The organism is Desulfovibrio sp. 86 (assembly GCF_902702915.1).
GTDB lineage: Bacteria > Desulfobacterota > Desulfovibrionia > Desulfovibrionales > Desulfovibrionaceae > Desulfovibrio.
This window is the reverse complement of record NZ_LR738849.1, coordinates 2,295,936-2,322,127: the sequence shown is the minus strand read 5'-3', so window position 1 is coordinate 2,322,127 and position 26,192 is coordinate 2,295,936. Positions and strand designations below refer to the sequence as shown.

Sequence of the window (26,192 nt, the reverse complement as noted above, 5' to 3'; positions counted from 1 at the left end):
TAGAGGGGTGTCCGGTCGAAATGGGGGCTACTCCAGATGCGACCTTTTACAAATGGCGAAGCAAGTTCGGTGGAATGAACATCTCTGACGCAAAGCGGTTACGCCAGTTAGAGGAAGAAAACGCACGGCTGAAAAGGCTTGTAGGCGAGCAGGCACTTGATATTGTCGTCCTGAAGGACGTGATCTCAAAAAACTTTTGAAGCCCGCAGCTAATAGGGCAGCCGTGCAGCACATTCAAGCGGATCATGGCTACTCAGAGCGGCGGGCTTGCCGAGTGATTCAGTTTAACCGCTGTTCAGCCAGGCGATCACCATCTGAAGACCGTGATCTTCTTTTACGGACGCGGATGCTGGAACTGGCAGAAGATCGGCGGCGTTTCGGTTCTCCGCGCCTACATGCGTTATTGCGCCGGGAAGGGTTGGTGCAGAACCACAAGCGGACAGAAAGGATTTACCAGGAAGAAAACCTTTCGTTGCGTACTCGCAAACGCGTGAAGCGTCCAAGCCATGCCCGTATTGTCCAGGCTGGCCCTGATGGCCCAGATGAACAATGGGCGATGGGTTTTGTAAGCGACTCCCTTATGGGAGGGCGACGCATCCGGATTTTGACAATTGCTGATCTGTGGGATCGTTCAATCCCGGCGCTCGAAGTGGATATGTCGTTGCCTGGAGCTCGAGTTGTGCGCGTCCTTGAAAAACTACGCCTCCAAGGAAGGTTACCGCAACGTATCAAGGTTGATAACGGTCCAGAATTTAGCGGTAAGGCCTTGGACGCTTGGGCTTTTGAGCATGGAATACAGATAGAGTTCACTCGTCCGGGGAAGCCCACGGACAATGGGCACATTGAAAGCTTTAATGGAAAATTTCGGGATGAATGCTTAAATCAGAACGTGTTTCTGTCCCTGCACGATGCCCGCAGAACAGTCGAAGCCTGGCGGCAGGATTACAACCAACGGCGACCGCACAGTTCCTTGGGCTGGCTGGCACCGGAAGAATTTCGCGCAAAGAATATAACCTGCAACCCATTGGGAACCACTAACTTACGAGTGGTATACGCAGTGGGGTAAGGTCAGAACAGCAAGCATTTCATCTCTGCCAGTTGGCGGTTATGGCCGCTGGTGGTGACCCCGAAGCCGTCGCAACCCTGCAGGAGAGTGAAAGCCATGAGTAAAAACCCCGCCCTCACCGGATACCAGTTTGAGGAGGCACAGCCGACACTCTCCGACCTTTTATGGGAAGCCCACGAAGTTCTTGCCTGCCTCAGTGACCTTTTCCAATACAGCAATGGCCGTGACGTTGAAATCGAAATGAGCGACAGCGGACGCCAGGGGCTTGGACGAATCCTCAGGCACTGCGAGCATCTCACTATTGACGCCATCGGCATTGCGCCCGCCGACGGAAAGAGGGCCAGACATGAGTAAGCTATCTAAGACCGCTGAACTGCTGGACAAGGCCACAACTGACAGCGAAGCTCGTGCCGCTACCTGCGTCGCCCTGTGGGACGTGCACCATCTGCAAAGCGCAATGGCTGGCCTTTTCAATGTGTCAGAGGGCCAAGAAGTTCTATTTGAGGTGGATGCGAATTGCGCCCAAGGGCTGGCTCTTATCATGGAGCATTGCCAGTGGCTTGCACTCCGCTGCGAAGAGGTCATTAGCAACAGTGAATGGGGGACCAACCATGAATAAGGCACCGCTGACCACCCATGACCACGGCAGGGCAATCATGCTCTCTGAATCCATTGAGCTCATGGCGTCGGGCTTGCGGGAAGCCTTCCTCGACCACGGGTTGCACGCTGACGACACTACCGCCGAGCATTCCCTTTATGCCGGGCTGAACATGATTGCCATCGCTGCTAAGAACTTGGGCGACTATATGGAACAATGTCAGAATGAGCTTGAGCGAGTCAAAAAATAGCCCACAATTGCCACCTGACGGCTTGAAACAAAAATCCCGACTCAGTACATGGACCGGGATTTTTTGCGGCCTTAATTGACGAAAAATGGCTAGCCAAATGAAAACTTTACTCCAGCACAATTTTTTGTGACAAAATCTTCATCAACAATAAACACATCCTGACTAGAGAATGCAATTGGCAATTGATATATAGAATCCTGTACATGCCTATCCTGCAGATCACAATTGGCACTAACAACAAGATTTCTTGAAAATGAAAGTATAAATGGATTCACCTCAAAGGGATGGACACGTTTGAGAGCATTATCAAAATATGGAACGTCAGCTATAAAACCCAGGAGAGGCTTATTAGTACTTGCGATGTGAACAATAAAATTTTTATACAAATCTGAGACGAAAATTAAATCTATATTTTCAAATATAAATGCTGAACCATCAACATCTCTAAATTCACTATTTTTTACTAATAATCCATGTCTTGGTTCTTTCAATGCAATGCAAGGTTGATCTGTGTTTTCATCCCAAGCTATGAATAGGATATTAAAGCTACCCCCCTCAGACCGTTGGGGGAATTTTTGATTTGCATCTACTAAAAAATCTTTAACTCGCATTGTCGGAGATGGAATTTCATTTTCATTATTTGGCCTTTTTATCCCTCGAGAATCTAACCTTATGACAACACCGTATTGATCTATTTTATCGCTAATTGTTTTATAGTGTGCCTCTAAGTTAGGAGCTTTAACTTCAACATTGTAGATTATTGAATTTATTTTTATTGAAAATTCAACATTTTTTTTATTATCATCTCTAAGGCACGGCTCATACATAAAAAATTCTATTTTACCATCGATATTTAAAAAAGAGTACATCACTGCAAGTTCACATAATGAAGAAATATAAGAATGGATATCAAACGAATCACGGTTCTTAGCTGGTAATTTATTAAAAATAAAATCATTATATGCTTTAAGGTCAACTTCCAACAACAGGCTTAATGTATTATTTAAGTGCCACAAGAATGAGGAAGAGAAAAGATAGTCATTTTTATGCTGAAATAAAACTTTGAGCAAATGGTCTTCTGAGCAATTTTGCAGAATTCTTTCAATATGTATCATGTCTTCCTCCCAGTATTATTGCATGACATCATGAGATAACTTAATATTATTTAGCCTACTCGACCTTGCCGCAAATTACGACACCGGCAAGATTTGAATGGTGGAAGGACAGAGTGCGCGATTACACACTACGCGAATTGATGGTGCAGCATCTGCGACACTCTCGCCAGTACCACACCGAATAAAAAAGGGGGCAACTTTGGGGGCAACTAAAACGCTACTATCTAGAATAATGTTTAATTTAAGCATGTTATAATACACAATTAAGTCCCGCTCCGAAATTTCCGGATTCGTCGAAATGACGAATCCGGAAATTTAATTTTTGGGATCGACATTAGCGCTAGTGAATCCTTTTCTTTTCTCGAGGAACTGAAAGAAAATGACCTTAGACGATCTGTTTTGTTAGTCATGTAATACATCTGCCTTCTAGCAGTTAGGCATTTTGGATAAAATGATTTAAATTTCTTTAATACCTAGTTCTGACAGATAGTTGTATGTTTCATCATAGAATTTCAGAGGCCGCGTATGATCGTTGTCATTACCCTTAGGGACAACGATAATCATACCTTGCCGTGCGCGTGTCAAAAGGACTCTATAGGCATTTTTTAAATACCGTTGGTTAGGCTCACTACGAATCGCTTGCCAAGAAGAACCTCTAAACTGCCAGTATTCCCAATTGCCATTGATAAAACGTAAGTCTGCATCCCACACAAGGGCTGTCCAGTCTAACTCGAGACCTTGGATGTGAAATTCTGTGGCAACCACCTCCGTATAGTAAGAAGACCGTACGTCTCCTTTATTGTTAAGGAACCAGCTAATTTCATCAATGCTACTTTTAACGTCTATACCAAGAGGCCTCAATCGTTGAGCCCCAGAACTGGCTATGATGCCATATCTTTCTGTGCCACGCGCATGGCTCTTAAGCCAGTGGCGAGCCACATCTAAATCACGGGTTAATACTAAAGGATATTTATCGCTGATTTCACTTAGTAAGAGCTGTGCTTCAGTTTGGTTTATATCCAGAAGCGATTTGACGAGGGTAGAAACTTTTTCAGAGCGAAAAGATCGCACCGACGTTGCAAGATGCAACTCTGGCTTCCATTCTTTGCTCTTAATATCCAGAAGCGTCTTTCCTGATGTTCCTATTAGATATTCACTGTCAGTTAGGTTGGGAGAAACCCATACTTGCCAGCCTGTAAATCTGTCGCGCAGAGCTTGGTACCATTCCCCTATACCGCCTTCCCCAGTGTTTATTTCTTGCCCTCCACCAATGAGACAAATGATCACAGCCCAATCTTGATGGCGATCCATCGCTGAAAGCAAAAATTCCGGTTCTGAAATGGAAAAATCAGCGAGCCCGCGCTTTCGTTGCATAAATGAGCTAGCCTGTTCTTTATCCCAGGCGCGCTGTGCTTCATCAAATATGACAACATGTTCAATAGGTGCGTCATCAGAACGAAGCATATCATCGCGAAAATGGTGAATATTTTGAATGAAGGCGGCTGTTTCTCGTTCACACTCTTTTTTATTTTTTTTCAGGCCAGACTGCTTTGTTCTTTCGTGCTCATCGCGACTTAAGGCTTCGCGTAGAATACTCACCAAGGGGCCATTACCTGAAAGAAAAACCGCATGTTGTTGATTCTTTGGATCTTGCCAGGCACTCGCAATATTCAAACCTGCCAGAGTTTTTCCAGCTCCTGGGACTCCTGTAATAAAGCAAATAGATTTTCTATGCTGCGTCATTGCTTGGTTGATGATAGCTTTGACTGCCTCTGTTGTCTGAGACAGATTGATGGTGCCAGCATCGCTACGACTAATCTCTGCTACCGAGTGCCCTGCGTAAAGGGCTTGAGCAGCTTCGATTATTGTTGGCGTGGGATGATAGCCTGAACTTGCCCACACCTTTTGCCATGTTATACTGTCGTCACATTCTTCAGCCAGGCAGCGCCATAGTAAATTTGCCAGATTTTCGGGCGTACCAAATAAAGTAGCACAAACTCCGTCATCGCTAAGAACAATTTTTTGTTCCGTCAATGGAGTTCCACTCGTGGCAATTAGGATAGGATAAATATTGCGATGTTGGCTCCCAGCATGGAAGTTCTTTAGGTCCAGTGCGTAGTCCATCACCTGATCCGAAGCTTGTTTGTCAAAACGATGCGAACCTACTTTGAATTCGACTACAAAAATGCTTTGCTGAATGAGAAGAATAACGTCAGCACGCTTCCCCATTCTAGGAATTACATATTCAAATAAAATATAGCCAGTATATGGCTGTAAGGTTTGTTGCAAAATATTTATCTCAGATAACCAGGCACTTCGTTGCTCTTGGGATAATTCAAAATGATTATTCTCTGCCAATACCCCTAAAATGTTTGAGCGTGACTCACTAATAAAATTGGCAATTGAGCTATGATAAAAGGCGCGACCTAGCTGTTTCATTAGTGAATCCCCCAGAGCCAATATTTAAGTTATTATTTATGTGGATAAGTTAGTGCAATATATTATAAAATAACTGATTAGTCATCATATGGTAATCCCCCAAGAAAAAAGTAATATTTCAAAGTAGAATTTCCGAAAATAAGCAATCTTGAGATATTACGATGAAAAAGTCACGATTCACGGACAGTCAAATCTTGGTGATTTTAAAGCAGGCCAAAAATGGGGTACCGGTTCCCAAACTTTGTCGTGAGCACGGCATGAGTCGCGCGTCTTTTTACAAATGGCGAGCCAAGTTCGGCGGCATAGGCTCTACGTTGAAGAGCTACTAAAAAGGGGATGATTATCTCAAGTACCCACTGTAACACTTCACGCAACTGACAAGCCTTATTTTGCCATATTCACAACACGGGCTCAGCCAGGGCTTCCAGCTTGGCGCGGATTTGCACCTTCAATTGCGCAAAGGCAGGATCATCGGGATCTCGCGGGCGGGGCGCTGCAACCGTCCACGTCTCCACAATGCCGCGTCCCGTTCCCATAAGGTGTATGGTGTCCGCCAGCAGGCAGGCTTCCGAAACGTCATGCGTGACCAGCAGCACCGTAACGCCGGTCTGGAGTTGCAGATCCGCCAGCAGGCGCTGCATGCGCGAGCGTGTAATGGCGTCCAGGGCGGCAAAGGGTTCGTCAAGAAGCAAAAGCTTTGGGCGAAGCACCAGCGTGCGCGCCAAGGCGACCCGCTGCCGCATCCCTCCCGAAAGTTCCGAAGGCAAGGCATTGGCCCATGGCTCCAGCCCCACCTGCATCAGGATGTGCCGCACCCGCTCCTGCCGCATCGCATGAGCCATCCCCGCAGTTTTCAGGCCCAATTCCACGTTTTCCCTGACATTCAGCCACGGCAACAACGCGTCGTCCTGAAATACCATAACCCTGTCCGGGCCGGGTTCACCACAGGGAACGCCCTCAAGCAGCATGGCCCCGGCGTCCATCGGCACAAACCCTGCCACCACATGCAGAAACGTGCTTTTCCCGCAACCGCTGGCTCCGATGAGCGCAGTTATGGAGCCCTGCCCAAGCGTTATGTCAATGCCGGGCAAAACAATATGCGGGCCATAACTTTTCCGCAGGCCCCTGCAACGGAAATATTCCTTCATTTCACCACACCCGGCAGCCTGGATAAAAACCGGACAAGCAGACCGTCACAAATGCCCCCCAGCACGGCTATGAGCACAATGCCGCTCAAAAGCACGTCCACACGGCCATTCATGCGGGCATCCATAATAAGCGCGCCCAGGCCGTCCGGCACTCCGGTAAGTTCCCCCAGCACCAGATAGGCGAAACTCATGCCAAGCGCCACCCGCAAACCCGCGCATATCTGCGGCATGCTCCACGGCAGGATCACCTTGGCAAAGAGCTTCACGCGTGAAAGACCGAGCATGCGGCCCGCATTTATCAGATTTTGCGGCACAGACGCGGCCGCAGCTGCCGCACTGAAATATATCGGAAAAAATCCCGCCAGGGCTATGAGGCTGACGGTGGTCATAAAGCCCACCCCCAGCCAGATGAGCGCCAACGGCAGCCAGCTTATGCCGGGAACGGACTTGACGCCGTTGATGGAAAAAGACAGCAGGCGCGCTACTGTCGCGCTTCTGCCCGACCAGAGCCCTAAAATCAGACCAGGTATGGCAGCCAGCGTGAATCCGCAGGCAACTCGCCACAAACTTGCGGCGGCGTCGCTCCAAAAGCGCCCGCCATAGGGGACGGATGGGTTTCCAGCCACATATGCGAACATGGTGCGCGCCACCCCCGCAGGTGAAGGCAGCAGCCATTCCGGCATCAACCGAAATGCCGCGGCTCCCCACCATAGCGCCAGCAACAGCAGCGGAAGGCACCAGGGCAGGATTCGCGCCCCCCTGCCATCATTCATGATTGGCAGAATCGGCCCGCAGGGCATCCACAAAGCTGCGATCAACAAGCTTGGCGTAATCCGGTTCCTGGGCAATGATGCCGAGACTTTTCATGCGCGCGCCCAATGCCGCCAACTGACGCATGAACGCATCGTCCATGTCCCAAACCAGTTCGATATTGCCAGCAGAAGCTTCCAGCAGGGCCCTATCGACGCCGAACAGGCTGGCTGCCGTATCCAGCCAGAGTTTTTTGTCCGCGGTCAAAGCCTGTGTGGCGGCCTTGTGCGCGGCTACCATCCGCAGGGCCTTATCCGGGTGCGCCTGTATAAAGTCTTCGCGCATGAGCATGCCGCTGTTGATGGTCCCTATGCTGTCGCCATAATAGGGATAGGCCAGAATACGCCCGTATCCCTGCATCACGGCCTGCGTGGGAAAGGGCTCGCCAGATAAAAAGGCGTCCACATTCCCCTTGGCCAGAGCCGTGCCCATATCAAAAAAATCAATGCGCATGAGCGTGACGTCGCGATCAGGGTCAATGCCTTCACGGTGCAGCACTTCGCGCAGCAAGATTTCGTGCATGGTGCCGGGAACGTAGGCGATGCGCTTGCCCTTGAGGTCGCTGGCGCTTTTTATGGGCCCATCCTTGGCCACCACAAGCGCCGAGCACTTGTTGCCCAGCGTTGCCACAAGCTTGACAGGCTCACCCCGTGAAGCGGCCTGAATGGCCAGAGCCAGCGTGGTGCCTGTCATGTCGAGGCTGCCCGCAAGCAGTGCGGATTTTTGATCGGCAGGATTGGTGAAGGGGCGCACGTCAACCTTGAGGCCAGGATTCGTCGGCGCCGCATATTTTTCATACAAAAAAGGCTGTATGGTCTGCGCGGTCTTCCATGTACCCACATGCCAGACTTCGCCTGCCACGGACAAGCCTGCAGCCATCAGAATCAAAAGGCCGCTGACGCCCATCAGAGTCAGAACAGAAAAGATGCCGCGAAGACGTGCGCCTGTCGCCATTTTTTTCCTTGCCGCCACATTGCCCCCTTCTGTTAGAGCATTTTCAAAGAGAAATTGCTCTAATAAAACGTCCCAAAGCGTATGCCGCTTGATGTGCACACGCAGATATCAACTCAACCGCAAGGTTGCAGACAGCGACCAGGTTCAGGAATGCGCGCATGGCGTCCCCGCTAGAGCATTTAACTCATTTCATTCGTAAACTGCTCTAGTTGATCTGGTCTACTAGGGAAATAAGAAACGCCACTTCAAGGGGCATGTCAACTTCCCCTTGCGTGATGAGACTGCGGCTATGGCATTGAGTGGAAAAATGGAAGGACGTGAGCGCCCCGGCTCCCGCTGCAACCGGCGTGGCAGTAGCCGCATCCTATCGACTTACCGCCCCGCGCCAGCTCACGCTTCGGCGGGCAGCACAAGCATCTCGTCACCGGGCCGCACAAACCCGCCGTGCAGAACCTTGGCGAACACGCCCTGCCGGGGCATGATGCAGTCACCCATGGCGTGAAATATCTGGCAGTGGCTGTGGCACTCCTTGCCTATCTGCGTCACTTCCATAAGAACCTCGTTACAGGACAGGCGCGTGCCCACGGGTAGGGCCGCGAAGTCGATGCCGTCCACAATAAGGTTCTCGCCAAAACAGCCGTGCGAAACAATGGCTCCCCTGGCCTTGAAATCCTCGATGGCCTGCCAGGACAGCAGACTGACCTGACGATGCCACTTGCCTGCATGCGCGTCGCCCTCAATGCCGTGCTCCACCACAAGGGTGGCGGACGGAACGGTCTTTTTGGCAGTGCCTTTTTTTGCACTGGTGCAGATGGCCCTAATAATTCCCATGCCATTTCCCATACTGAATTCCTATGTTTTAAGACTGCTTGCCTGCCGCGAATCTTGGCAAGCCGTAGACTACCCATATGCGCGGCAGCGCTGGCTTTGCACCCGGAACATCATCCTTTACCAACTAGTTACCTCTAACCTGACATATCCGCAACAATCACGGCCCGCGCGCGAATTTTCGACATAGGCACGCGTACAGGCGGCTGGCCCATATCCGCACATGCCGTCGTTGAATTTCCGGCGCGCGCACCGCATCTCCAGGAGCTCGTTATCAGCGCAACTCGGGGCAAACACTGCGGATTGCCCGAATAAAATGCGAAAAAGGCCAAAAAATTGTTGACGGGCGGGTAAGGAGTGGCTATATAACCCTCTGCCTCATGTAGGAGCGTAGCTCAGGTGGCTAGAGCACTTCCTTGACACGGAAGGGGTCAACAGTTCAAGTCTGTTCGTTCCTACCAAAAGAAACTTTGGGGTTGATTCCCCTTAACGGCGGAAGGCCTTGGCCCCGCCCATAGCACAGGTTATCGAAAGATGGCCGAATGACCGGTATCGGCGCAGTGGGGAGGTTTACCTCCCCATTTTGTTTTGGCCTTTCGTCTGGCCGGACAGCGCCCCCGGCCACGCTAAGGAGTTTTTCATGGAAGTCCGTGTGGAAGGGCAAATGGTTGAGGGGCAGGCTGGCGACAGCGTGGCCTCCGTGCTCCAGAAAGCCTTGAGCGGCAAAAGGTTCAAGGCCGTCGTGGCTGCCCGCGCGCTTGGCGGCGCTGAGGGCCTGCTTGATCTCTCTTCTCCGGTTCCCGCCGGGTGTGAAGGCCTCGAGCCCGTGTACGCCGATTCGGCCGAAGGTCTGCAGATGATCCGCCACTCCACCGCGCACGTCATGGCTGCGGCGGTGAAAAAACTCTTCCCCACTGCCAGGGTCACCATCGGGCCTTCCATCGATACCGGCTTTTACTACGACTTTGACGTTGAAAAGCCCTTCTCCACCGAAGATTTTCCCGCCATTGAAGCTGAAATGCAGCGCATTGCCAACGCGCGCGAGCCTTTCACCCATGAAGTGCTGTCCAAGGCCGATGCCGTGGCGCGCTTCAAGGCTCTGGGCGAGAACTATAAGGTTGAAATCATTGAAGGCATCGACGCCGACACGGTGTCGGTCTATACCTGCGGTGATTTTGCAGACCTGTGCCGTGGCCCGCACGTGCCGCACACGGGTTTTACCAAGGCCTCCAAGCTCATGAGCGTGGCTGGCGCCTACTGGCGCGGCGACGAAAAAAACCGCATGCTGTCGCGCATTTACGGCACGGCCTTTGCGGACGAAAAAGCCCTTGCCGCCTATCTGAAGATGATGGAAGAAGCCAAACGCCGCGACCACCGCAAGCTGGGACGCGAACTTTCGCTCTTCACCTTCAAGGAAGACGTGGCCCCCGGCATGGTGTTCTGGCTGCCCAAGGGCATGCTCATTCGCACCATTCTTGAGGACTTCTGGCGCAAGGAGCACCTCAAACGCGGGTATGACATCGTGCAGGGCCCGCAGCTTCTGCGCGTGGAAACGTGGCAGAAGTCCGGCCACTACGACCACTACCGCGAAAACATGTACTTCACCCAGATTGAGGAAGACGCCTACGGCGTCAAGCCCATGAACTGCATTGCGCACATGCTCATTTACGGCAACGAGCTGCACAGCTACCGCGACCTGCCGCAGCGCTATTTTGAGCTTGGCGTTGTGCACCGCCACGAAAAAAGCGGCGTGCTGCACGGGCTTTTGCGTGTGCGCCAGTTCACCCAGGACGACGCCCACATCATCTGCGCCCCGGAACAGCTTGAAGGCGAAATCCTTGAAGTCATCCATCTTATCCGCGACCTCATGCACCTCTTCGGCTTTGAATACAAGGTGGCTGTGTCCACCCGGCCCGAGAGCAGCATAGGCACGGACGAAGCGTGGGAAATGGCCACCAGCGCCCTTGTGCAGGCTGTGGAAAAAGCCGGTCTGCCCTACACCATCAACGAGGGCGACGGCGCGTTTTACGGTCCGAAAATCGACGTGCGCCTGCTGGACTGCATTGGCCGCGAATGGCAATGTTCTACCATACAGGTGGACTTCACCCTGCCCGAGCGTTTCGACCTCACCTACGTGGGTCAGGACGGCGAGCGCCATCGTCCGGTCATGGTACACCGGGCCATCATGGGTTCGCTTGAACGCTTTATCGGCATCCTGGTGGAGAATTTTGCCGGAGCCCTGCCCACATGGCTCGCCCCGGAGCAGGCCCGCCTGCTCACGGTCACCGATGCCGGCGACGAAGCCGCCGCCAGCATGCGTGACGAACTCAAAGCTCTGGGCATCCGCGCCCAGGCGGACACGCGCAATGAGAAACTGGGTTTCAAGGTGCGTGAGGCGCAACTGGCAAAAGTGCCGTACATTCTTGTTGTAGGAGAAAAGGAAGTGCAGGCGGGCGGCGCAAATGTGCGCCTGCGCAACGGTGATAACCTGGGGCTCAAGTCTGTGGCTGAAATCGCCGCGCTTATTCGCGCAGACGCCGAAGAGCCTTTCAAAAAAGGAGGGATGCGCTATAGCTTCGCCTAATATGAGATTCCGCCGCGACATGCCGCAAGACAGCGTGCGTCGCAACGAGATGATCCGCGCCCGTGAAGTGCGCGTGATCGCTGCCGATGGCGAGCAGCTTGGCATCTTGCAGCGTAATGAGGCCATTGCCCTGGCTAAAGAAGCGGGCCTGGACCTCGTTGAAGTTTCTTCCAACTCGGAGCCGCCTGTTTGCCGCGTCATGGACTACGGCAAATTCAAGTACGAGCAGCAGAAGAAAAAGCAGGAAGCCAAAAAGAACCAGACCGTGGTGCAGATCAAGGAAATCAAGGTTCGCCCCAAAACGGACGACCACGATTACGAAACCAAGGTCCGCCACATCCGTCGTTTTCTTCAGGAAGGCGACCGCTGTAAAATAACGGTATTCTTCAGGGGCCGCGAAATTGTCCACAAGGATCGCGGCATGTCCATTCTGGAACGGGTGGTTCAGGACCTGGCTGACATCGCCAAGGTTGATCAGGAACCCCGCGCCGAAGGCCGTACCCTGCAAATGATGCTGGTGCCCAAAAAGTAGCTTTTGCTGCCGGGGCATCCGACATTACCGCTTGCGCCTCGAGGCGCTTTGGGGCATTATGCCCTTCCCCTGGTGCGTCCTGTGACATGCCGGGTATATGCTTTCGTTAAGGAGTACGCCATGCCCAAGATTAAAACCAGGCGTTCCGCCGCCAAGCGTTTTTCGCAGACTGGCAGCGGCAAGTTCAAGCGTCGTCGCCAGAACCTGCGCCACATTCTCACCAAGAAGGCCGCCAGCCGCAAAATGCGTCTTGGTCAGTCCACCACAGTGGATCAGACCAACGAAAAAGCTGTGCGCCGCATGCTGCCCAACGGCTAAAGACCTGTTCTTTCGCCTGTCGGCCACAGCGGCCACGGCTCGCTCCACGCACGGCACTGCCGTGACGGGCGCGCGCTGACAGCGAAATGCCGCAAGACCTTGGTTACAAGGCGCGGCAAGGGTTCAAGCCTGCGGAACATTGATAAAATCCCATGACGCGCAAGCGTCGCGGCGCGTGCGGAGCCGCAACTGACGTTCAATCCGCTCCCCTCCAAGAGGGCAGATGATCTTTACACCCCCCAACGGGCATTCCTCCGCCTGGTTGGGAGAAGGAGGTTACACCATGCGTGTCAAGAGAGGTCTTACCGGACATCGCCGTCACAAAAAATATTTGACCGCTGCCAAGGGTTTTCGTGGCGGCCGCAGCCGTCTGTACCGCACCGCCCGTGAGGCTGTGGAACGTTCGCTGCAGTACGCCTATGTGGGCCGCAAGCTGCGCAAGCGCGACTTCCGCACCCTGTGGATTCTGCGCATCAACGCTGGCGCCCGCCTGAGCGGTCTTTCCTACAGCCGTTTCATGCACGGTCTCAAGACCGCCGGCATCGACCTGAACCGCAAGGTTCTCGCCGACCTGGCCGTCTACAAGAAGGACGACTTCGCCAAGATCGTGGAACTGGCCAAGGCCGCTCTGGGCAAATAAGCCGCAGAGCTGGCGCTCCCCGCGCCGGAGCAAGGCTCCAGGCCGCGCTGGCCAGTACGGATAACTCCGTGCGCCGGTTGGCTTGCGGGAGCAGGGTCATGCATGCTATACGGGGCGTGGACGGTGCGATGCGCTGCCCACGCCCTTTGTTTTTACATTTACACTATTCAACGTCAGCGCCGCACAGGCGGCCTTGGGAATCCGTATGGATCTGATTTCTGCACTGGAAGGCCTGGTCCCCGAGCTTGAAAAAGGTCTGGATCAGGCTTCTTCATTGGAAGGGCTGGAAGCCCTGCGGGTGGACTTTCTGGGCCGCAAGGGCAGAATCGCCCAAATCATGAGCCAGCTTCCCAAGCTGGAGCCTGAACAGCGCCCCGCCGTGGGCCAGACGGCCAACAGCGTCAAAGAGCGCTGCAACGAATTGTTTGAATCCCGCAAGCAGGCCCTGGAAGCCGGGCGCGAGGCCGAAGCCCTCAAGCGCTTTGATCCCTCCATTCCCGGTCGCGCGCCCTGGAGCGGCACCCTGCATCCCACCACCCTGGTGATGGAAGAGATTTGCGAGATTTTCAAAGGCCTTGGCTTTGAGATCGTGTCCGGCCCCGAAGTGGAAATCGACTATTACAACTTCGAGGCCCTGAACATGCCGCCGGAACATCCTGCCCGTGACATGCAGGACACCCTGTATATCACCGACACGGTGCTCATGCGCACCCACACTTCGCCTGTGCAGGCGCGCACCATGCTGCACCGCAAGCCCCCGCTGGCCGTGGTGGCCCCCGGCAAGGTCTACCGGCGCGACAGCGACCTCACCCATACCCCCATGTTCCACCAGATTGAAGGTCTCATGGTGGGTGAAGGCATCAGCATGGCCCATCTGCGCGGCACGCTCACTGCCTTTGTGCGCGCCATTTTCGGCGGCGACACCCAGGTGCGCTTCCGCCCCAGCTTTTTTCCCTTTACCGAACCCTCGGCCGAGGTGGACATAAGCTGCTGCATATGCGGCGGCAAGGGCCACATTGGCGACGCCCCCTGCCGGGTGTGCAAAACCACTGGCTGGGTCGAAATTCTCGGCTGCGGCATGGTGGACCCCGCCGTGTTCGAGGCTGTGGGCTATGATCCCGAAGTCAGCGGCTTTGCCTTTGGCATGGGCGTGGAGCGCGTGACCATGCTCAAATACGGCATCGGCGACCTGCGCATGTTTTTTGAGAACGACACCCGTTTTCTGGGCCAGTTCGCCCGTTAGGACAGGCATATGTTCCCGCGCCAGGACAACACACGCACTACCGCCAGGCAAACCGCGCCCCTGCGTGGCCTGCCCGGAATCTGGCGGCGTGTCCTGCCTGGCGGCTGGCGGCCCGGCCTGTGGCGGCGCGGCCCGCTGCTGGCTTTCGTGGCAGCGGCGCTTCTGGCGCTTGCGCCCGGCCTCTGGCCCACTGCGGACATGCACGGCGCTGCTGGGGCAGCCTGGGCCAAGTCGCCCTCCAACGCGCGCGATCCCGGCATTGAACCACCGGGCGGCCCCAAACCTATGGAAGGACTGCCGGGCAGAAACGTGAGCCGCACCGCCGAAGGCGGCATGGGGTATACGGATGCCTACGGCAACACCGTCACCGATTCCCAGCCGGAAGAAAAGGCCCCAAGGCGCAGGCCCGGCCCCGGAGCTTACGGCAACAGGGGCATGCAGGAGCATGACCGCCCCCTGCCGGACCTGACGCCCAAAGATACTACGCCAGCCTGGAGTTTCAATTAAGGCAGTTTACGAATGAAATGAGTTAACTGCATTGCAAGGATTTTTCTGAAAATCCTTGCCACGAAATGCGAGCAGGCAGGCTTTTGCCTGCCGTACCCGAGCATTTAACGTGTTAATAATGCTCTAAAGCTGGCAGGCCAGAGGACGCGTGCGCCCCAGTGCCGCAGATTTGTACAGAATACCATCAATGACGCCCAACGCGGCGGCCCGCGGCCCCGCACTAACAGGACATGCTATGCTGCTCTCACTTTCATGGCTGCGTGAATTTACGCCTTACGAAGGCACGGCTGAAGCTCTGGGTGACCGCCTGACCATGCTCGGCCTTGAGCTGGAAGACATCAGGCGGCCCTACGATTCCATCGGCTCCATTGTGGTGGGGTTTGTGGCAGCCTGTGAGGATCATCCGGAGTCCGACCATCTGCATATCTGCAAGGTTGACGCGGGCCAGGGCGAGTTGCTGGACATCGTGTGCGGCGCGCCCAACGTGGCCGAAGGCCAGAAGGTTCCTGTGGCCCTTGTGGGCACGGTCATGCCCGACGGCATGGTCATCAAGAAGGCCAAACTGCGCGGCGCGCCCTCCTGCGGCATGATCTGCTCGGAGCGCGAACTGGGGCTGACCGAAGACCATTCTGGCATTATGGTGCTGCCCGACAGCTTTGTGGTGGGCAAGCCCCTGGTGGATCAGCTGACCCTTGACCGTGAAGTTCTGGACATTTCCATCACGCCCAACAGGGCGGACTGCCTTTCTGTGCTGGGCCTGGCCCGCGAAACGGCTCTTGCCTTTGACCTGCCGTTGCAGATTCCGGCCATGCCCCTGCAAATCGACGAAAGCGCGCCCCAGCGCCTCGTGCCCATTGACATCAAAGACCCCGATCTCTGCTGGCTCTATTCCGGCCGGGTCATCACCGGCGCGAAAATCGGCCCCTCGCCCATGCAGATGCGCCACCGCCTGCACTCCGTGGGCGTCCGCCCCATATCCAATATTGTGGACGTGACCAACTACATCCTTTTTGAATGCGGCCAGCCCCTGCACTCCTTTGACCTGGACAAGCTTGAAGGCGGCCGCATCGAGATCAGCCGCGCGCAGGAAGGCGAAACATTCACCACCCTGGACGGTCAGGAACGCGCCCTCACCGCGCAGGATCTCTGCATCCGGGACGCTTCCCGCGCCGTGGCTCTCGCTGGCGTCATGGGCGGCCTCAATACCGAAATCGGCGACGCCAGCAGCAATGTCTTTCTTGAAAGCGCCGTGTTCCGTCCCGGCACCATCCGCAAAACGTCGCGCCGCCTGGGCCTTTCGTCCGAGGCGTCCTACCGTTTTGAGCGCGGCATAGACCAGCAGCGCACCGTCTGGGCGCTGGACCGCGCCTGCGCCATGATGGCCGCCATCAGCGGCGGCGCTGTGCAGCCGGGGCTTTCCATTGCCGAGCCGCGCCCCTTCAAGGCCGCGAACATCGGCTTTCGCCCGTCCCGCGCCGACGCCCTGCTGGGCGTCCACCTGACCCCGGAATTTGACCAGAAAGTGCTTACCGGCATGGGCTGCACCGTGGACGCCTCTGCGGACGTGTGGCATGTGAGTCAGCCGTCCTGGCGGCCCGACCTCACCCGCGAGGCCGATCTTGTGGAAGAAGTGGGCCGTGTGCACGGTCTGGACACCATTGCCCCCGAACTGCCCGCCGTGGCCGGCAATCTTGACCGCGCGGGCGAGCCGGAATCGCGCTTCAGCTTCTGGTCGCGCCTCAAGCACTGGGGCGCTGGCCTTGGCCTCAACGAGGCCGTCAACTACAGCTTTGTGGGCCACAAGGATATGGATCACCTGGGTCTGCCGCGCGAGGGGCGCATATCCATCATGAATCCCCTTTCTGCGGAGCAGGACGCCCTGCGCACCGCCCTGGCTCCCGGCCTGCTCTATGATCTGCGCAACAACCTGGCCCAGGGGGTTCAGGGACTGCGCCTCTTTGAACTGGCCAATATCTTTGAGGCGGACGCCACCTCCGAAACCACGGCCCGTGAAACAGGCATGCTGGGCGTGCTGCTCTATGGCGCGCGCTTTGACGCGACCTGGCCCCAGGCCGAGGGCGACCTGGACTATGCGGACATCAAGGGCATTGTTGAAAACCTGCTGCGCTTTTTGCACCTGCCCGCGCCGGAATGCGCCCTGGCCGCAAGCCATCCCTTTTTGCTGCCCTGCGTCGAGGTCACGGTTGACGGCCGGGTTGTGGGCGTCATGGGCCGGATCCGGCCTGCCATGGCCGAAGAATTCCACGCCCGCAAGGACGTCTGGCTGGCCGAACTGAACCTGGAAGTCCTGCGCGAACTGTACGACGCCGCCGAGGTGCGCTTCCGCCCCCTGCCCGTGTACCCCCCGGTTCGCCGCGACATCACGGTCATGGCCGCCCAGGGCCTCACGGTCAGCGCCATTGCGGCCCATGTGCGCGGCCTTGGCCTGCCCCTGCTGGAAGACATCGTGCTGGTGGACTGCTTTGAGCCCAAGGCCGCCGAAGGTCAGGAGGCCGTGCGCAACCTCACCTTCCGGCTCACGTTCCGCCACGCAGACCGCACCCTCAAGGACGCGGAAGTGGACAAGGAAAGGGAAAAAGTGGCACAGTCTCTGGCAGCGACGCTGGGCGTCAGGATTTAGGGAAACGCTGATTTATTCCGTTTGGCGGCGTTGCTTCTCTTTTTTTGAAACAGTCGAGGACAGAAGAGTCCACTCCTGCTTCAAAAAAAGATCGCGCCTTGCCAAACGAAATAACTGCGCGTTTCCAGGAGGCTCTTTAATCAGTGCTTCCTTAGAGCCGTTTACGGATGAAATGAATTAACGGCTCGGGAACACCGCCGTTTAACGGCGTCGTGCCGCTGCGAGGTCGTGGCCCCGCCGTACGCGCCACAGTTTTTTTCGCCTGCCGGAGCATGGAGGCCATGTTTCCGGCGTTTGGCGCTTGCGCGGCACTGACACGTAACGTCGCTGCGCTGTATGCAGCAAAATGCTCTGGAGGACGTCAGGGGGCCCCATGCCGGACCACAACGACGAAAAAACCTACCGCATCGGTGAAGTTGCGGAACTGCTCAACCTCAAAACCCATGTGCTGCGCTTCTGGGAGACGGAATTTCCCCAGTTGGCGCCTTTGCGCACGGGTAAGGGGCAGCGCCTTTACACCGAGGAGCATGTGGGCCTTTTGCGGCGCATTCGGCAATTGCTGCACGAACAGGGCATGACCATTGAAGGCGCGCGCCGTGTGCTGCAAGGCAGCGCCGTGGTGGACGAGAGTCTGCCGGAACGGGTGGCCGCCGTGCCTGACCCGGACTTCATGCGCATGCTCAAGCGGGAACTGACGGCGGTGCGCCGCCTGCTCAACCGCGGCTAGAGCAGATAACGAATGAAATGAGTTAACTGTTCTGCAAGGATTTTCTTGAAAATCCTTGCCACGAAATGCGAGAAGGCAGGCTTTTGCCTGCCGTAATCGAGCATTTCAAGTGTTAAATGCTCTAGGGAAACGCTGATTTATTCCGTTTGACGGCGTTGCTTCACTTTTACCGCTTGCGGCCAAAGAACAGGCGGCAACCACGGATGGCAGAAATCGCCAAGATTCCGCCTTCGTGAAAACAAACAGAATACCCCTATGATTCTATCACCTTCGCTGCTTTCCGCCGATTTTTCACGTCTGGCCGAAGAGCTGCACGCTCTTGAAGCCGCCGGAGTCACCTGGCTGCACCTTGACGTGATGGACGGCGCCTATGTGCCCAACATTACCTTTGGTCCCCCGCTGATCAAGGCTCTCAGGCCTGGCAGCGGGCTTTTTTTTGACGTACACCTCATGGTGCAGGATCCGTCCCGCTATATCCGCGACTTCAGGGACGTGGGGGCCGACATGCTGGTCATCCATGCCGAGGCCGATCGCCACCCGCAGCGCACCCTTTCGGCCATACGCGACATGGGCTGCAAGGCGGGCGTGGCCCTGAATCCCGGCACGGACCTCGGCGCCATACGCTGGCTCGTCAATGATATGGACATGCTGCTCATCATGAGCGTCAACCCCGGTTTTTCCGGTCAGACGTTCATTCCGGCCACCTTTGACAAAATCCGCTCCGCCCGCCGCCTGCTGGACGCCTGTGGCCGCGAGGACGTGCTCATTCAGGTGGACGGCGGCGTCTGCCCCGAAAACACGGCCCAGCTGGTGGAAGCCGGGGCCGACGTCCTTGTGTCTGGCTCGGCCTTTTTCGGGCACAAACCCTATGACGCGCGCCTGGCCGCCTTTATGGCTCCCCTGGCCGGATACGAACCACGCCCCGCCGTTCGGGCTGCAGCCTTGCGACAATCTTCAGCCGATACCCATCCCAAGCAAAAATAGAGGAATGATCATGCCTACCCGTAGACAGTGCGCCAACGCCATCCGCGCCCTTGCCATGGACGCCATTGAAAAAGCCCGCTCCGGCCACCCCGGCGCACCCCTCGGCATGGCCGATATGGCCGAGGCCCTCTGGCGGCACGGATTCAGGCACAATCCCGCCAATCCCCTGTGGTTCAACCGCGATCGCTTTATCCTGTCCAACGGGCATGCCTCCATGCTGCTGTACGCCCTGCTGCACCTCACGGGCTACGATCTGCCCATGGACGAAATTCGCAATTTCCGCCAGTGGGGGGCCAAGACCGCCGGGCATCCCGAATACGAACCGCATCTGGGCATTGAAATGACCACTGGCCCCCTGGGTCAGGGCATTGCCTCCGCCGTGGGCTTCGCCCTGGCCGAAAGCATGCTGGCCGCCCAGTTCAATACGCCCGAGCACACGGTGGTGGATCACCACACCTACGCCTTTTTGGGCGACGGCTGCCTTATGGAAGGCGTGTCGCACGAAGCCTGCTCCCTGGCTGGCACCTGGGGCCTCGGCAAGCTTATTGTCATGTACGATGCCAACGGCATCTCCATTGACGGCAAGATCGACGGATGGTTCAACGAGGATGTGGCCGCCCGCTACCGCGCCTACAACTGGCAGGTCATCGGCCCTGTGGACGGCCACGACGCCGCCGCTCTGGACAAGGCCCTGGCCGAGGCCAGATCCGACACTTCCCGCCCCAGCCTTATCATCTGCCATACCCACATAGGTTTTGGCTCGCCCAAGGCCGATTCGGCCTCCTGCCACGGCTCCCCTCTGGGTGAAGAGGGCATTGCCGCCACGCGCGACGCCCTTGGCTGGCACGAAGCGCCCTTTACCATTCCGCAGGACATCTACACGGCCTGGAACGCCCACGACGCGGGCAAAGCCGCCGAAGCCGCGTGGAACACGCGTTTTGACGCCTATGCCAAGGCCCATCCCCAACTGGCCGCCGAACTGACCCGCCGCATGCAGGGCGAGCTTCCCGCCGACTGGGCCGCCATAGCCGCCGGAGCGTTGCAGGACGCCATCAGCAAGGGCGAAAGCATCGCCACCCGCGTTGCCTCCAAAAAAACCCTTGAATACCTTGTGCCGCGCCTGCCCGAACTGGCGGGCGGCTCCGCCGACCTTACCGGCTCTGTGGGCACGCTTACGTCTTCCTCCGTGCATATGGACGTGAAGGAGCACACGGGCAACTACATTTCCTACGGCGTGCGCGAATTCGGCATGAGCGCCATCATGAACGGCCTTGCCCTGCACGGCGGCTTCATCCCCTACGCCGGGACATTCCTGGCTTTTGCCGATCAGGCCAAGAACGCCCTGCGCCTTGCGTCCATCATGGGCATCCGTGTAATCTGGGTGTTGACCCACGACTCCATCGGCGTGGGCGAAGACGGCCCCACGCACCAGCCCGTGGAACAGCTTGGCATGCTGCGGCTTATGCCCAATTTCAATCTCTGGCGGCCCTGCGACGCTGTGGAAACCGCTGCGGCCTGGATCTGCGCGCTGGAAAGCGTCCACACGCCTTCCGGCCTGTCCCTTTCACGCCAGAACCTGCCCTTCTGCCCGCGCAGCGAGGCGCAGGTGGCGGCCATCGCCCGTGGCGGGTACGTGCTGCGCGATTGCCAAGGCACGCCCGAAATCATCATCATGGCCACCGGATCCGAAGTGGGCCTGGCCCTTGAAACTGCCGAACAGCTCGCCGCCGACGGCCGCAAGGCGCGTGTCGTGTCCATGCCCTGCGCTGAAGTGTTTGACGCCCAGAGCGCCGAATACAAGGAAAGCGTGCTGCCGCGCGCCGTACGCGCCCGCCTGGCCATTGAGGCCGCCGCCAGCGACTGGTGGAGCAAATACGTGGGGCTGGACGGCGCTGTCATCGGTATGGAAGGCTTTGGCGCATCCGCCCCCGGCAAGGTGGTTTTCGAGCGCCTCGGCTTTACCGTGGCCAACGCTCTGGAAAAGGCCCGCACCCTCATGGGCCGCATCTGAACGGGCCGCATCTGACGCTGTTTCGCGCGGGGGCCGGGCCTTGGCCTCCCCCGCGCCCCATGCACGCAAGGCCCTCAGGGCCGGTTGCCTCAACGAAATATCTGCAAGCAACAAAGGGAGCGCGCTATGCCTATAAAGAACATGCAGGACCTGGACCTCACTGGCAAAACCGTTGTTATCCGCGAAGACCTCAATGTGCCCATGAAGGACGGCCAGGTCACCAATGACAAGCGCATCCGCGCTGCCCTGCCCACCATCAAACTGGCGCTGGAAAAAGGCGCGGGCGTCATTCTGCTTTCGCACCTGGGCCGCCCCACCGAAGGGCAGTATGACGAACAGTTTTCTCTGGCCCCTGTGGCCGCCTGCCTTGAAAAGCAGCTTGGTCAGCCCGTGACGCTGGCCAAAACGCTGGACGAGGCCAAAGTGCAGCCCGGTCAGGTGGTGCTGCTGGAAAACGTGCGCTTTCTGCCCGGCGAAAAAAAGAATGATCCCCAGTTGGCCCAAAAACTGGCCGACCTTGGCGACATATACGTGATGGACGCCTTTGGCGCAGCGCACCGCGCCCATGCCTCCACCGAAGGCGCGGTACGCGCCGCGAAAGTGGCGTGCGCCGGGCCCCTGCTGCAGGCAGAACTGCACGCCTTTGAAAAAGTGCTCGACAATCCCGCCCGTCCCCTGGTCGCCATTATCGGCGGAGCCAAGGTTTCCACCAAGATCGGCCTGCTCGAAAACCTGCTGAACACGGTGGACGTGCTGATCCTGGGCGGCGGCATAGCCAATACCTTCCTGGCGGCGGCTGGCTACATGGTGGGCAAGTCTCTGTACGAAGAAGATCTGGTGCCTGAAGCCAAAAAAGTTATGGAACAGGCCAAGACCCTCAACAAGGAACTTCCCCTGCCCATGGACGTGATCACCGCCGAGGAACTGGCCCCTGGCCAGCACGCCTCGCTGCACGCCGTGGGCGACGTGCCCGGCGACCAGATGATACTGGACGTGGGCCCCGAAACCCTGACACTCTATGAAAAGTATCTGGCCAAGGCCGCCACTGTGGTGTGGAACGGCCCCGTGGGCGCGTTCGAAATCGAGCCCTTTGGGGACGGCACCAAGGCCCTGGCCGAATATCTTGGCAATTCCAAGGCCTTTGTGGTCGTTGGCGGCGGCGACAGTGTGGCTGCCGTGGAAAAATACGGACTTGCCGACCGCATGGGCTACATTTCCACTGGCGGCGGCGCGTCCCTTGAGCTGCTTGAAGGCAAAAAGCTGCCTTCGGTGGCTGCCCTGGAGGACCGGGGCTAAGGTAGTTTAATGAAAAAACGTATACCCTTCGGCGGGCTGGCCTCGATGACGTTGCTGGCCCTGCTGACCTTGCTGACCATTACCCCCGGCACGTCCTTTGCCGCTCCGGCTCAGGAAGCCTGGGAAGAAAATCCGGCTGACGCAGCCGCCCAGGGCGACAAATGGGGCTTCAACACCGGCCTCGGCGCAAGCCTGCGCACGTCGGAATACAAGGGCATTGACTCCCTCGGTTCTCCGCTTCCCCTTATCGGCTATGAGGGCAAGTGGCTGTACCTGCGCGGCCTGGACGGCGGCGTACACGTGTACAGGGACCACTATCAGGAGTTCAACATCCAGCTGTCCTACCTGCCCCAGAACTTCTATGCGTCCTGGAGCGACAACAGCAGGATGAAGCGTCTGGACGACAGGTATTCCACACTCATGGCCGGACTGAACTATACGCTGCGCACGCCCTACGGCCAGGCGTCCGCCACGGTGTCCACCGACACCCTGGGCGTCAACAACGGCATCAAGGCCGACGTGGCCTACGCCTACCCCGTGCGGTTCGAAAACGTCATGATCGCGCCCACCGTGGGCGTGCAGTGGACGGACACCAACTATAACGACTATTACTACAGCATCAGTTCCAGCGAATCCCGCGCCAGCGGCTTCAAGGAATACAGCCCTGAAAGCGCCTTTTCGCCCTACGCCGGCCTGACCATGCGGGTTATCCTCACCGAGGACTGGAGCGCCGTTGCCAATGCCAAAGCGCTCTTTCTCGGCAACGAGATTACCGACAGCCCCATGGTGGAACGCACCACAACATACTCCTTCAGCGCTGGTTTGCTCTACGCATTTTAGTGTAAGGGTTGAGTTAGGTTAGAATGCTGTGTGGGGGAGGGACCCTTTTGGAAAAGGGTCTCCTCCCCCACGCCCCCTCCCCCTAAAACTTCTATACGTTAGAGCATGTTAACTTTGAAAAAGCGTAAATGCTCTAACGCTGCCCTCCCGCTTCTTTCATCACACGGCATTCATGCCATCACGACCTTGCTCTAACCAAATCCCAGGCCATGCCAGCGTTCTCTGGCCCTGACAAAAAAGGGCAATCCAGCGATAAATTCACAAAACTGCTCCACAACTTCGCTGCACAAACGGCTTGCCAGCACCGTGCGCACCTGCGGCAACGGCGGCAAACTGTGACTGGCGTCAACCACGCAAAAGCGTTCATCAATATCCCATACGGGCAATGCCGTGACGCCGAACCCGGCCAGCAGCGAACTGCACAAGCTTTCATAGGACGCACTTACATAGGCGAAATTATAGGCAAGACCCGCCCGCTCCAGCGCATCCACGGCAGCAGCACGCCAGGGGCTGCCCGCCGAATACGTGAGTAGAGGGATCTCCCCGGCATGGTTCACAACTCTCGGCGCATTGCACAGCCACAGTAGGGGCTGGCGGCAGAGTTCCTGAAACATCCCCTGCGGCGGCATACCGTCGTCAAACCTGTACTGGTTGATGAGGGCCACATCCAGACTTCCCTCAATGAGCATCTGGTGCAGATCACGGGACATGCCCGATATGATGCCTATTTGCAAACCGGGATTCAGTGCCAGCAGGCGGGCAACGGCTCCCTGCAATTCAACCGCGCTGAAGCTCGGCGGAATTCCCACCTGAATCCGCCCCTTGAGTTCCGGCCGTCTGGCAGCCTGAATCACGTGATCCAGACGCGAAAGAACATCGACAATTTCCGGCAGAATACGTTCGCCTTCGGGCGTGAGCCCCGCAACATGACCATGGCTTCGGTGCAGCAGGGTGCAATTGAGGTGCGCCTCCAGCCTTCTCACAGCCTGGGTGATCGCTGACTGGCTGCGACAGAGCTTCATCCCCGCTTTCTGAAAGCTGCGGCAGTGCGCAACCTCGGCAAAGGCCCGCAAATGTTCGAGCGTAATGGCACGGCTTTGTGATACAGCAAGTACATCTGAAGCCATAATTCCCCCAATATCAATCAAACTTATTTTAACATGCTAAATATTAATTTTACAAATTATCAAGCAAAAAATACTCTTCAGTGACCAGGGAAATATTTTCAACCCCGGCAGCAGGCAGGTGAGCAGGCCTTTTTACCGGCTTGCTGTTTTTGCCCTGGAGGGTACGCAAGGCGCGGTCTGTCCGGGCAAATACAAAGCTGCGCCGCCGCCGTATTATGACAAACGGCATGATGGGGCCAGCCCCGCGTGAAATGGCGTTGCATGCGGTTTCATGGCTGATTGCTGCCCAAAACCTGTGACTCCACAATGGCGCTCCGCACCGCTTCAAGCCGATGAAACCATTTTTCGCGTATGCTGCATACGGAAGACGGCCTCATTGCCGGTCAAAACCGCACGCCATGCGCTCTGACAGGGAACAGCCATATGCTTCAGAACAATACCGAACAGGGCAGGAGTCAGCCCCCCGCAGAAAACCGTCAGGCCAGCATATCGGAGGATAAAGGCCAACCTCCGGCCACGGCTGAAGCACGCTCCGGCAGACGGCGGTGGAAGCGCTATGCCGTGGGCGTGTTTTTCAGCGTCATATGGAGTTCGGCATTCATCGCGGGCAAGGTGGTCGTGATGGAAATGGGGCCGTTCGCCACCCTGTTTTACCGCTTTACGCTGACCGTACTGGTGCTTCTGCTTTTTTGCGGCAAGAAACTTCTTGGCCCTGAGGGCAGACAGGCCATGCTGCCCGGCCTGCTTCTTGGGCTGCTCAATAACGTGGTCTATCTGGGCCTGAATTTTTCCGCCCTGCGCTATCTGGCCGCTTCATGGGTCGTCATCGTGGTTTCCTGCGCACCCTTCATGACCATGGCCATGGCGGCCCTGCGCGGCCAGGAATCTTTTGACAAAAGAAAACTGCTGGGCCTTACCGTGGCCTTTGCCGGGGTGGTCGTCATGGTGGGCATTACGGGCCTGCACGAAGGCGCGGGGCTTGGGCTTGGCATGGCCATCGCCGCCACCTTGTCCTTTTCGGCTGGCGCGGTGCTGTTTCGCGGCAAGTACGACGCCCTGCCGCTGCTTGCGTTGAACTTCTGGATGACCCTTTGCGGCATGCTCTGCTTTGCCCCCGCCGCCTTCATGACCCCGGCAAACCCTTTGCACATCACCTGGCCCGCGCTGGCCGCGCTGCTGTGGCTGGTAGTGGTCAGTCTGGCGGGCATGGCCCTGTGGCTGCTGCTCATACGCACGCAAGGCCCGTCCATGGCCGCTTCCTACAACATGCTCAACCCCCTTTCGGGACTGGCGCTCTCCGCCCTGCTTCTCGGCACTGCCATTGGCGTTCAGGATGTCGTGGGCGCTGCGGCCATTGTGGCGGGGCTGTACGTGGCCCTGCGTCCGGGGCACGCCCCCCAAATGGCGCAAAAATAGGCCCCGTCCTTGCGTAAGAACAGGGCCTGTCATGAAATACTCTGCGTGAAACGCCGGCATGCGCTGGCGGACGTGGCCGGGCGGCTCGGAAATTCAGTTTTTACATGGGGGAAAAACG

25 protein-coding genes, 1 tRNA gene and 1 pseudogene are annotated in these 26,192 nt (G+C 56.9%); 20 read left to right on the top strand and 7 right to left on the bottom strand.

Annotated elements, in window-relative coordinates:
- The first annotated feature begins 20 nt into the window (after nt 1-20).
- The 5 genes from DESU86_RS14705 to DESU86_RS09415 all read left to right on the top strand — a co-directional run bounded on the left by DESU86_RS14705 (nt 21) and on the right by DESU86_RS09415 (nt 1,914).
- Entirely contained in the window at nt 21-200 is a 180-nt protein-coding gene (locus DESU86_RS14705) for a transposase (protein ID WP_442873484.1), read from the top strand.
- Complete coding sequence (locus tag DESU86_RS09430; RefSeq protein WP_269474309.1) at nt 197-1,066, top strand: IS3 family transposase; 870 nt, start codon at nt 197-199, stop codon at nt 1,064-1,066. The genes DESU86_RS14705 and DESU86_RS09430 overlap by 4 nt, the downstream gene beginning before the upstream one ends.
- Nucleotides 1,067-1,162: 96 nt before the next feature.
- Nucleotides 1,163-1,420, top strand: a complete 258-nt coding sequence (locus DESU86_RS09425; RefSeq protein ID WP_179980814.1) for a hypothetical protein — start codon at nt 1,163-1,165, stop codon at nt 1,418-1,420.
- A complete protein-coding gene (locus DESU86_RS09420) occupies nt 1,413-1,685 on the top strand; it encodes a hypothetical protein (protein WP_179980813.1) in 273 nt (90 codons plus the stop codon). The genes DESU86_RS09425 and DESU86_RS09420 overlap by 8 nt, the downstream gene beginning before the upstream one ends.
- A complete protein-coding gene (locus DESU86_RS09415) occupies nt 1,678-1,914 on the top strand; it encodes a hypothetical protein (RefSeq protein WP_179980812.1) in 237 nt (78 codons plus the stop codon). The genes DESU86_RS09420 and DESU86_RS09415 overlap by 8 nt, the downstream gene beginning before the upstream one ends.
- A gap of 89 nt (nt 1,915-2,003) precedes the next feature.
- Here DESU86_RS09415 and DESU86_RS09410 read toward each other — a convergent pair whose 3' ends face one another.
- Nucleotides 2,004-3,029: a hypothetical protein gene (locus tag DESU86_RS09410; protein WP_179980811.1), complete on the bottom strand. Its 1,026-nt coding sequence runs from the start codon at nt 3,027-3,029 to the stop codon at nt 2,004-2,006.
- 456 nt (nt 3,030-3,485) lie between these two features.
- Nucleotides 3,486-5,468 (bottom strand): DUF2075 domain-containing protein, encoded by a 1,983-nt coding sequence (locus tag DESU86_RS09405; RefSeq protein ID WP_179980810.1) that lies wholly within the window; start codon nt 5,466-5,468, stop codon nt 3,486-3,488.
- A gap of 161 nt (nt 5,469-5,629) precedes the next feature.
- Between DESU86_RS09405 and DESU86_RS09400 the strand changes: the two are divergent.
- Nucleotides 5,630-5,785, top strand: a pseudogene (locus DESU86_RS09400) (transposase); the annotation flags it as partial.
- A gap of 81 nt (nt 5,786-5,866) precedes the next feature.
- On the opposite strand, the gene DESU86_RS09395 reads toward DESU86_RS09400, so the two are convergent.
- From DESU86_RS09395 to DESU86_RS09380, 4 genes are all read right to left on the bottom strand, one after another.
- Nucleotides 5,867-6,616, bottom strand: a complete 750-nt coding sequence (locus tag DESU86_RS09395; RefSeq protein WP_179980809.1) for an ABC transporter ATP-binding protein — start codon at nt 6,614-6,616, stop codon at nt 5,867-5,869.
- Nucleotides 6,613-7,389 (bottom strand): ABC transporter permease, encoded by a 777-nt coding sequence (locus DESU86_RS09390; protein WP_232088317.1) that lies wholly within the window; start codon nt 7,387-7,389, stop codon nt 6,613-6,615. The genes DESU86_RS09395 and DESU86_RS09390 overlap by 4 nt, the downstream gene beginning before the upstream one ends.
- A complete protein-coding gene (locus DESU86_RS09385; protein WP_232088316.1) occupies nt 7,382-8,380 on the bottom strand; it encodes an ABC transporter substrate-binding protein in 999 nt (332 codons plus the stop codon). Before DESU86_RS09385 ends, DESU86_RS09390 begins: the two co-directional genes overlap by 8 nt.
- 390 nt (nt 8,381-8,770) lie before the next feature.
- A complete protein-coding gene (locus DESU86_RS09380; protein WP_179980807.1) occupies nt 8,771-9,211 on the bottom strand; it encodes an MOSC domain-containing protein in 441 nt (146 codons plus the stop codon).
- A 381-nt stretch (nt 9,212-9,592) separates the two neighbouring features.
- Here DESU86_RS09380 and DESU86_RS09375 point away from each other — a divergent pair.
- The 13 genes from DESU86_RS09375 to DESU86_RS09315 all read left to right on the top strand — a co-directional run bounded on the left by DESU86_RS09375 (nt 9,593) and on the right by DESU86_RS09315 (nt 23,531).
- Nucleotides 9,593-9,669 (top strand) — tRNA-Val (locus DESU86_RS09375).
- 179 nt (nt 9,670-9,848) lie between these two features.
- The gene (thrS, locus tag DESU86_RS09370) at nt 9,849-11,792 is read left to right on the top strand and encodes a threonine--tRNA ligase (protein ID WP_179980806.1); all 1,944 of its coding nucleotides are present in this window, start codon (nt 9,849-9,851) and stop codon (nt 11,790-11,792) included.
- A gap of 1 nt (nt 11,793) precedes the next feature.
- The gene (gene infC, locus DESU86_RS09365; RefSeq protein WP_179980805.1) at nt 11,794-12,324 is read left to right on the top strand and encodes a translation initiation factor IF-3; all 531 of its coding nucleotides are present in this window, start codon (nt 11,794-11,796) and stop codon (nt 12,322-12,324) included.
- A 120-nt stretch (nt 12,325-12,444) separates the two neighbouring features.
- Nucleotides 12,445-12,642, top strand: coding sequence for a 50S ribosomal protein L35 (gene rpmI, locus DESU86_RS09360; protein ID WP_179980804.1), 198 nt, complete (start codon nt 12,445-12,447; stop codon nt 12,640-12,642).
- A 283-nt stretch (nt 12,643-12,925) separates the two neighbouring features.
- Nucleotides 12,926-13,282 carry a 50S ribosomal protein L20 gene (rplT, locus tag DESU86_RS09355; protein WP_179980803.1) on the top strand — a complete coding sequence of 119 codons (357 nt, stop codon included), beginning with the start codon at nt 12,926-12,928 and terminating at the stop codon, nt 13,280-13,282.
- Nucleotides 13,283-13,487: 205 nt separating this feature from the next.
- Nucleotides 13,488-14,525, top strand: a complete 1,038-nt coding sequence (gene pheS / locus DESU86_RS09350) for a phenylalanine--tRNA ligase subunit alpha (RefSeq protein ID WP_179980802.1) — start codon at nt 13,488-13,490, stop codon at nt 14,523-14,525.
- Nucleotides 14,526-14,534: 9 nt separating this feature from the next.
- Complete coding sequence (locus tag DESU86_RS09345; RefSeq protein ID WP_232088315.1) at nt 14,535-15,032, top strand: translation initiation factor IF-2; 498 nt, start codon at nt 14,535-14,537, stop codon at nt 15,030-15,032.
- A gap of 235 nt (nt 15,033-15,267) precedes the next feature.
- Nucleotides 15,268-17,673 carry a phenylalanine--tRNA ligase subunit beta gene (pheT, locus tag DESU86_RS09340; RefSeq protein WP_179980801.1) on the top strand — a complete coding sequence of 802 codons (2,406 nt, stop codon included), beginning with the start codon at nt 15,268-15,270 and terminating at the stop codon, nt 17,671-17,673.
- 373 nt (nt 17,674-18,046) lie between these two features.
- Nucleotides 18,047-18,400 carry a MerR family transcriptional regulator gene (locus DESU86_RS09335; RefSeq protein ID WP_179980800.1) on the top strand — a complete coding sequence of 118 codons (354 nt, stop codon included), beginning with the start codon at nt 18,047-18,049 and terminating at the stop codon, nt 18,398-18,400.
- 255 nt (nt 18,401-18,655) lie between these two features.
- Entirely contained in the window at nt 18,656-19,384 is a 729-nt protein-coding gene (gene rpe, locus DESU86_RS09330; protein ID WP_179980799.1) for a ribulose-phosphate 3-epimerase, read from the top strand.
- Between the two features lie 10 nt (nt 19,385-19,394).
- Complete coding sequence (tkt, locus tag DESU86_RS09325; protein ID WP_179980798.1) at nt 19,395-21,395, top strand: transketolase; 2,001 nt, start codon at nt 19,395-19,397, stop codon at nt 21,393-21,395.
- 126 nt (nt 21,396-21,521) lie between these two features.
- Nucleotides 21,522-22,691, top strand: a complete 1,170-nt coding sequence (locus tag DESU86_RS09320) for a phosphoglycerate kinase (RefSeq protein ID WP_179980797.1) — start codon at nt 21,522-21,524, stop codon at nt 22,689-22,691.
- A 9-nt stretch (nt 22,692-22,700) separates the two neighbouring features.
- A complete protein-coding gene (locus DESU86_RS09315; RefSeq protein WP_179980796.1) occupies nt 22,701-23,531 on the top strand; it encodes a MipA/OmpV family protein in 831 nt (276 codons plus the stop codon).
- A gap of 191 nt (nt 23,532-23,722) precedes the next feature.
- Here the strand turns inward: DESU86_RS09315 and DESU86_RS09310 are convergent, their stop codons facing one another.
- Nucleotides 23,723-24,658, bottom strand: a complete 936-nt coding sequence (locus tag DESU86_RS09310; RefSeq protein ID WP_179980795.1) for a LysR family transcriptional regulator — start codon at nt 24,656-24,658, stop codon at nt 23,723-23,725.
- A 423-nt stretch (nt 24,659-25,081) separates the two neighbouring features.
- Here DESU86_RS09310 and DESU86_RS09305 point away from each other — a divergent pair, with 423 nt between their 5' ends.
- A complete protein-coding gene (locus DESU86_RS09305; protein ID WP_179980794.1) occupies nt 25,082-26,074 on the top strand; it encodes a DMT family transporter in 993 nt (330 codons plus the stop codon).
- Nucleotides 26,075-26,192: the final 118 nt, after the last annotated feature.

Bases quoted from the DNA above. Each gene is read 5' to 3' on its own strand.
- DESU86_RS09320 (WP_179980797.1), top strand. From the start codon at position 21,522: ATGCCTATAAAGAACATGCAGGACCTGGACCTCACTGGCAAAACCGTT.
- DESU86_RS09390 (WP_232088317.1), bottom strand. From the start codon at position 7,389: ATGAATGATGGCAGGGGGGCGCGAATCCTGCCCTGGTGCCTTCCGCTG.
- pheT (WP_179980801.1), top strand. From the start codon at position 15,268: ATGCTGCTCTCACTTTCATGGCTGCGTGAATTTACGCCTTACGAAGGC.
- rplT (WP_179980803.1), top strand. From the start codon at position 12,926: ATGCGTGTCAAGAGAGGTCTTACCGGACATCGCCGTCACAAAAAATAT.
- DESU86_RS09385 (WP_232088316.1), bottom strand. From the start codon at position 8,380: ATGGCGACAGGCGCACGTCTTCGCGGCATCTTTTCTGTTCTGACTCTG.
- rpmI (WP_179980804.1), top strand. From the start codon at position 12,445: ATGCCCAAGATTAAAACCAGGCGTTCCGCCGCCAAGCGTTTTTCGCAG.
- DESU86_RS09420 (WP_179980813.1), top strand. From the start codon at position 1,413: ATGAGTAAGCTATCTAAGACCGCTGAACTGCTGGACAAGGCCACAACT.
- DESU86_RS09410 (WP_179980811.1), bottom strand. From the start codon at position 3,029: ATGATACATATTGAAAGAATTCTGCAAAATTGCTCAGAAGACCATTTG.
- DESU86_RS09380 (WP_179980807.1), bottom strand. From the start codon at position 9,211: ATGGGAATTATTAGGGCCATCTGCACCAGTGCAAAAAAAGGCACTGCC.
- DESU86_RS14705 (WP_442873484.1), top strand. From the start codon at position 21: ATGGGGGCTACTCCAGATGCGACCTTTTACAAATGGCGAAGCAAGTTC.
- DESU86_RS09315 (WP_179980796.1), top strand. From the start codon at position 22,701: ATGAAAAAACGTATACCCTTCGGCGGGCTGGCCTCGATGACGTTGCTG.
- DESU86_RS09425 (WP_179980814.1), top strand. From the start codon at position 1,163: ATGAGTAAAAACCCCGCCCTCACCGGATACCAGTTTGAGGAGGCACAG.
- rpe (WP_179980799.1), top strand. From the start codon at position 18,656: ATGATTCTATCACCTTCGCTGCTTTCCGCCGATTTTTCACGTCTGGCC.
- DESU86_RS09415 (WP_179980812.1), top strand. From the start codon at position 1,678: ATGAATAAGGCACCGCTGACCACCCATGACCACGGCAGGGCAATCATG.
- DESU86_RS09395 (WP_179980809.1), bottom strand. From the start codon at position 6,616: ATGAAGGAATATTTCCGTTGCAGGGGCCTGCGGAAAAGTTATGGCCCG.
- tkt (WP_179980798.1), top strand. From the start codon at position 19,395: ATGCCTACCCGTAGACAGTGCGCCAACGCCATCCGCGCCCTTGCCATG.
- thrS (WP_179980806.1), top strand. From the start codon at position 9,849: ATGGAAGTCCGTGTGGAAGGGCAAATGGTTGAGGGGCAGGCTGGCGAC.
- DESU86_RS09405 (WP_179980810.1), bottom strand. From the start codon at position 5,468: ATGAAACAGCTAGGTCGCGCCTTTTATCATAGCTCAATTGCCAATTTT.
- DESU86_RS09345 (WP_232088315.1), top strand. From the start codon at position 14,535: ATGTTCCCGCGCCAGGACAACACACGCACTACCGCCAGGCAAACCGCG.
- DESU86_RS09310 (WP_179980795.1), bottom strand. From the start codon at position 24,658: ATGGCTTCAGATGTACTTGCTGTATCACAAAGCCGTGCCATTACGCTC.
- infC (WP_179980805.1), top strand. From the start codon at position 11,794: ATGAGATTCCGCCGCGACATGCCGCAAGACAGCGTGCGTCGCAACGAG.
- pheS (WP_179980802.1), top strand. From the start codon at position 13,488: ATGGATCTGATTTCTGCACTGGAAGGCCTGGTCCCCGAGCTTGAAAAA.
- DESU86_RS09335 (WP_179980800.1), top strand. From the start codon at position 18,047: ATGCCGGACCACAACGACGAAAAAACCTACCGCATCGGTGAAGTTGCG.
- DESU86_RS09305 (WP_179980794.1), top strand. From the start codon at position 25,082: ATGCTTCAGAACAATACCGAACAGGGCAGGAGTCAGCCCCCCGCAGAA.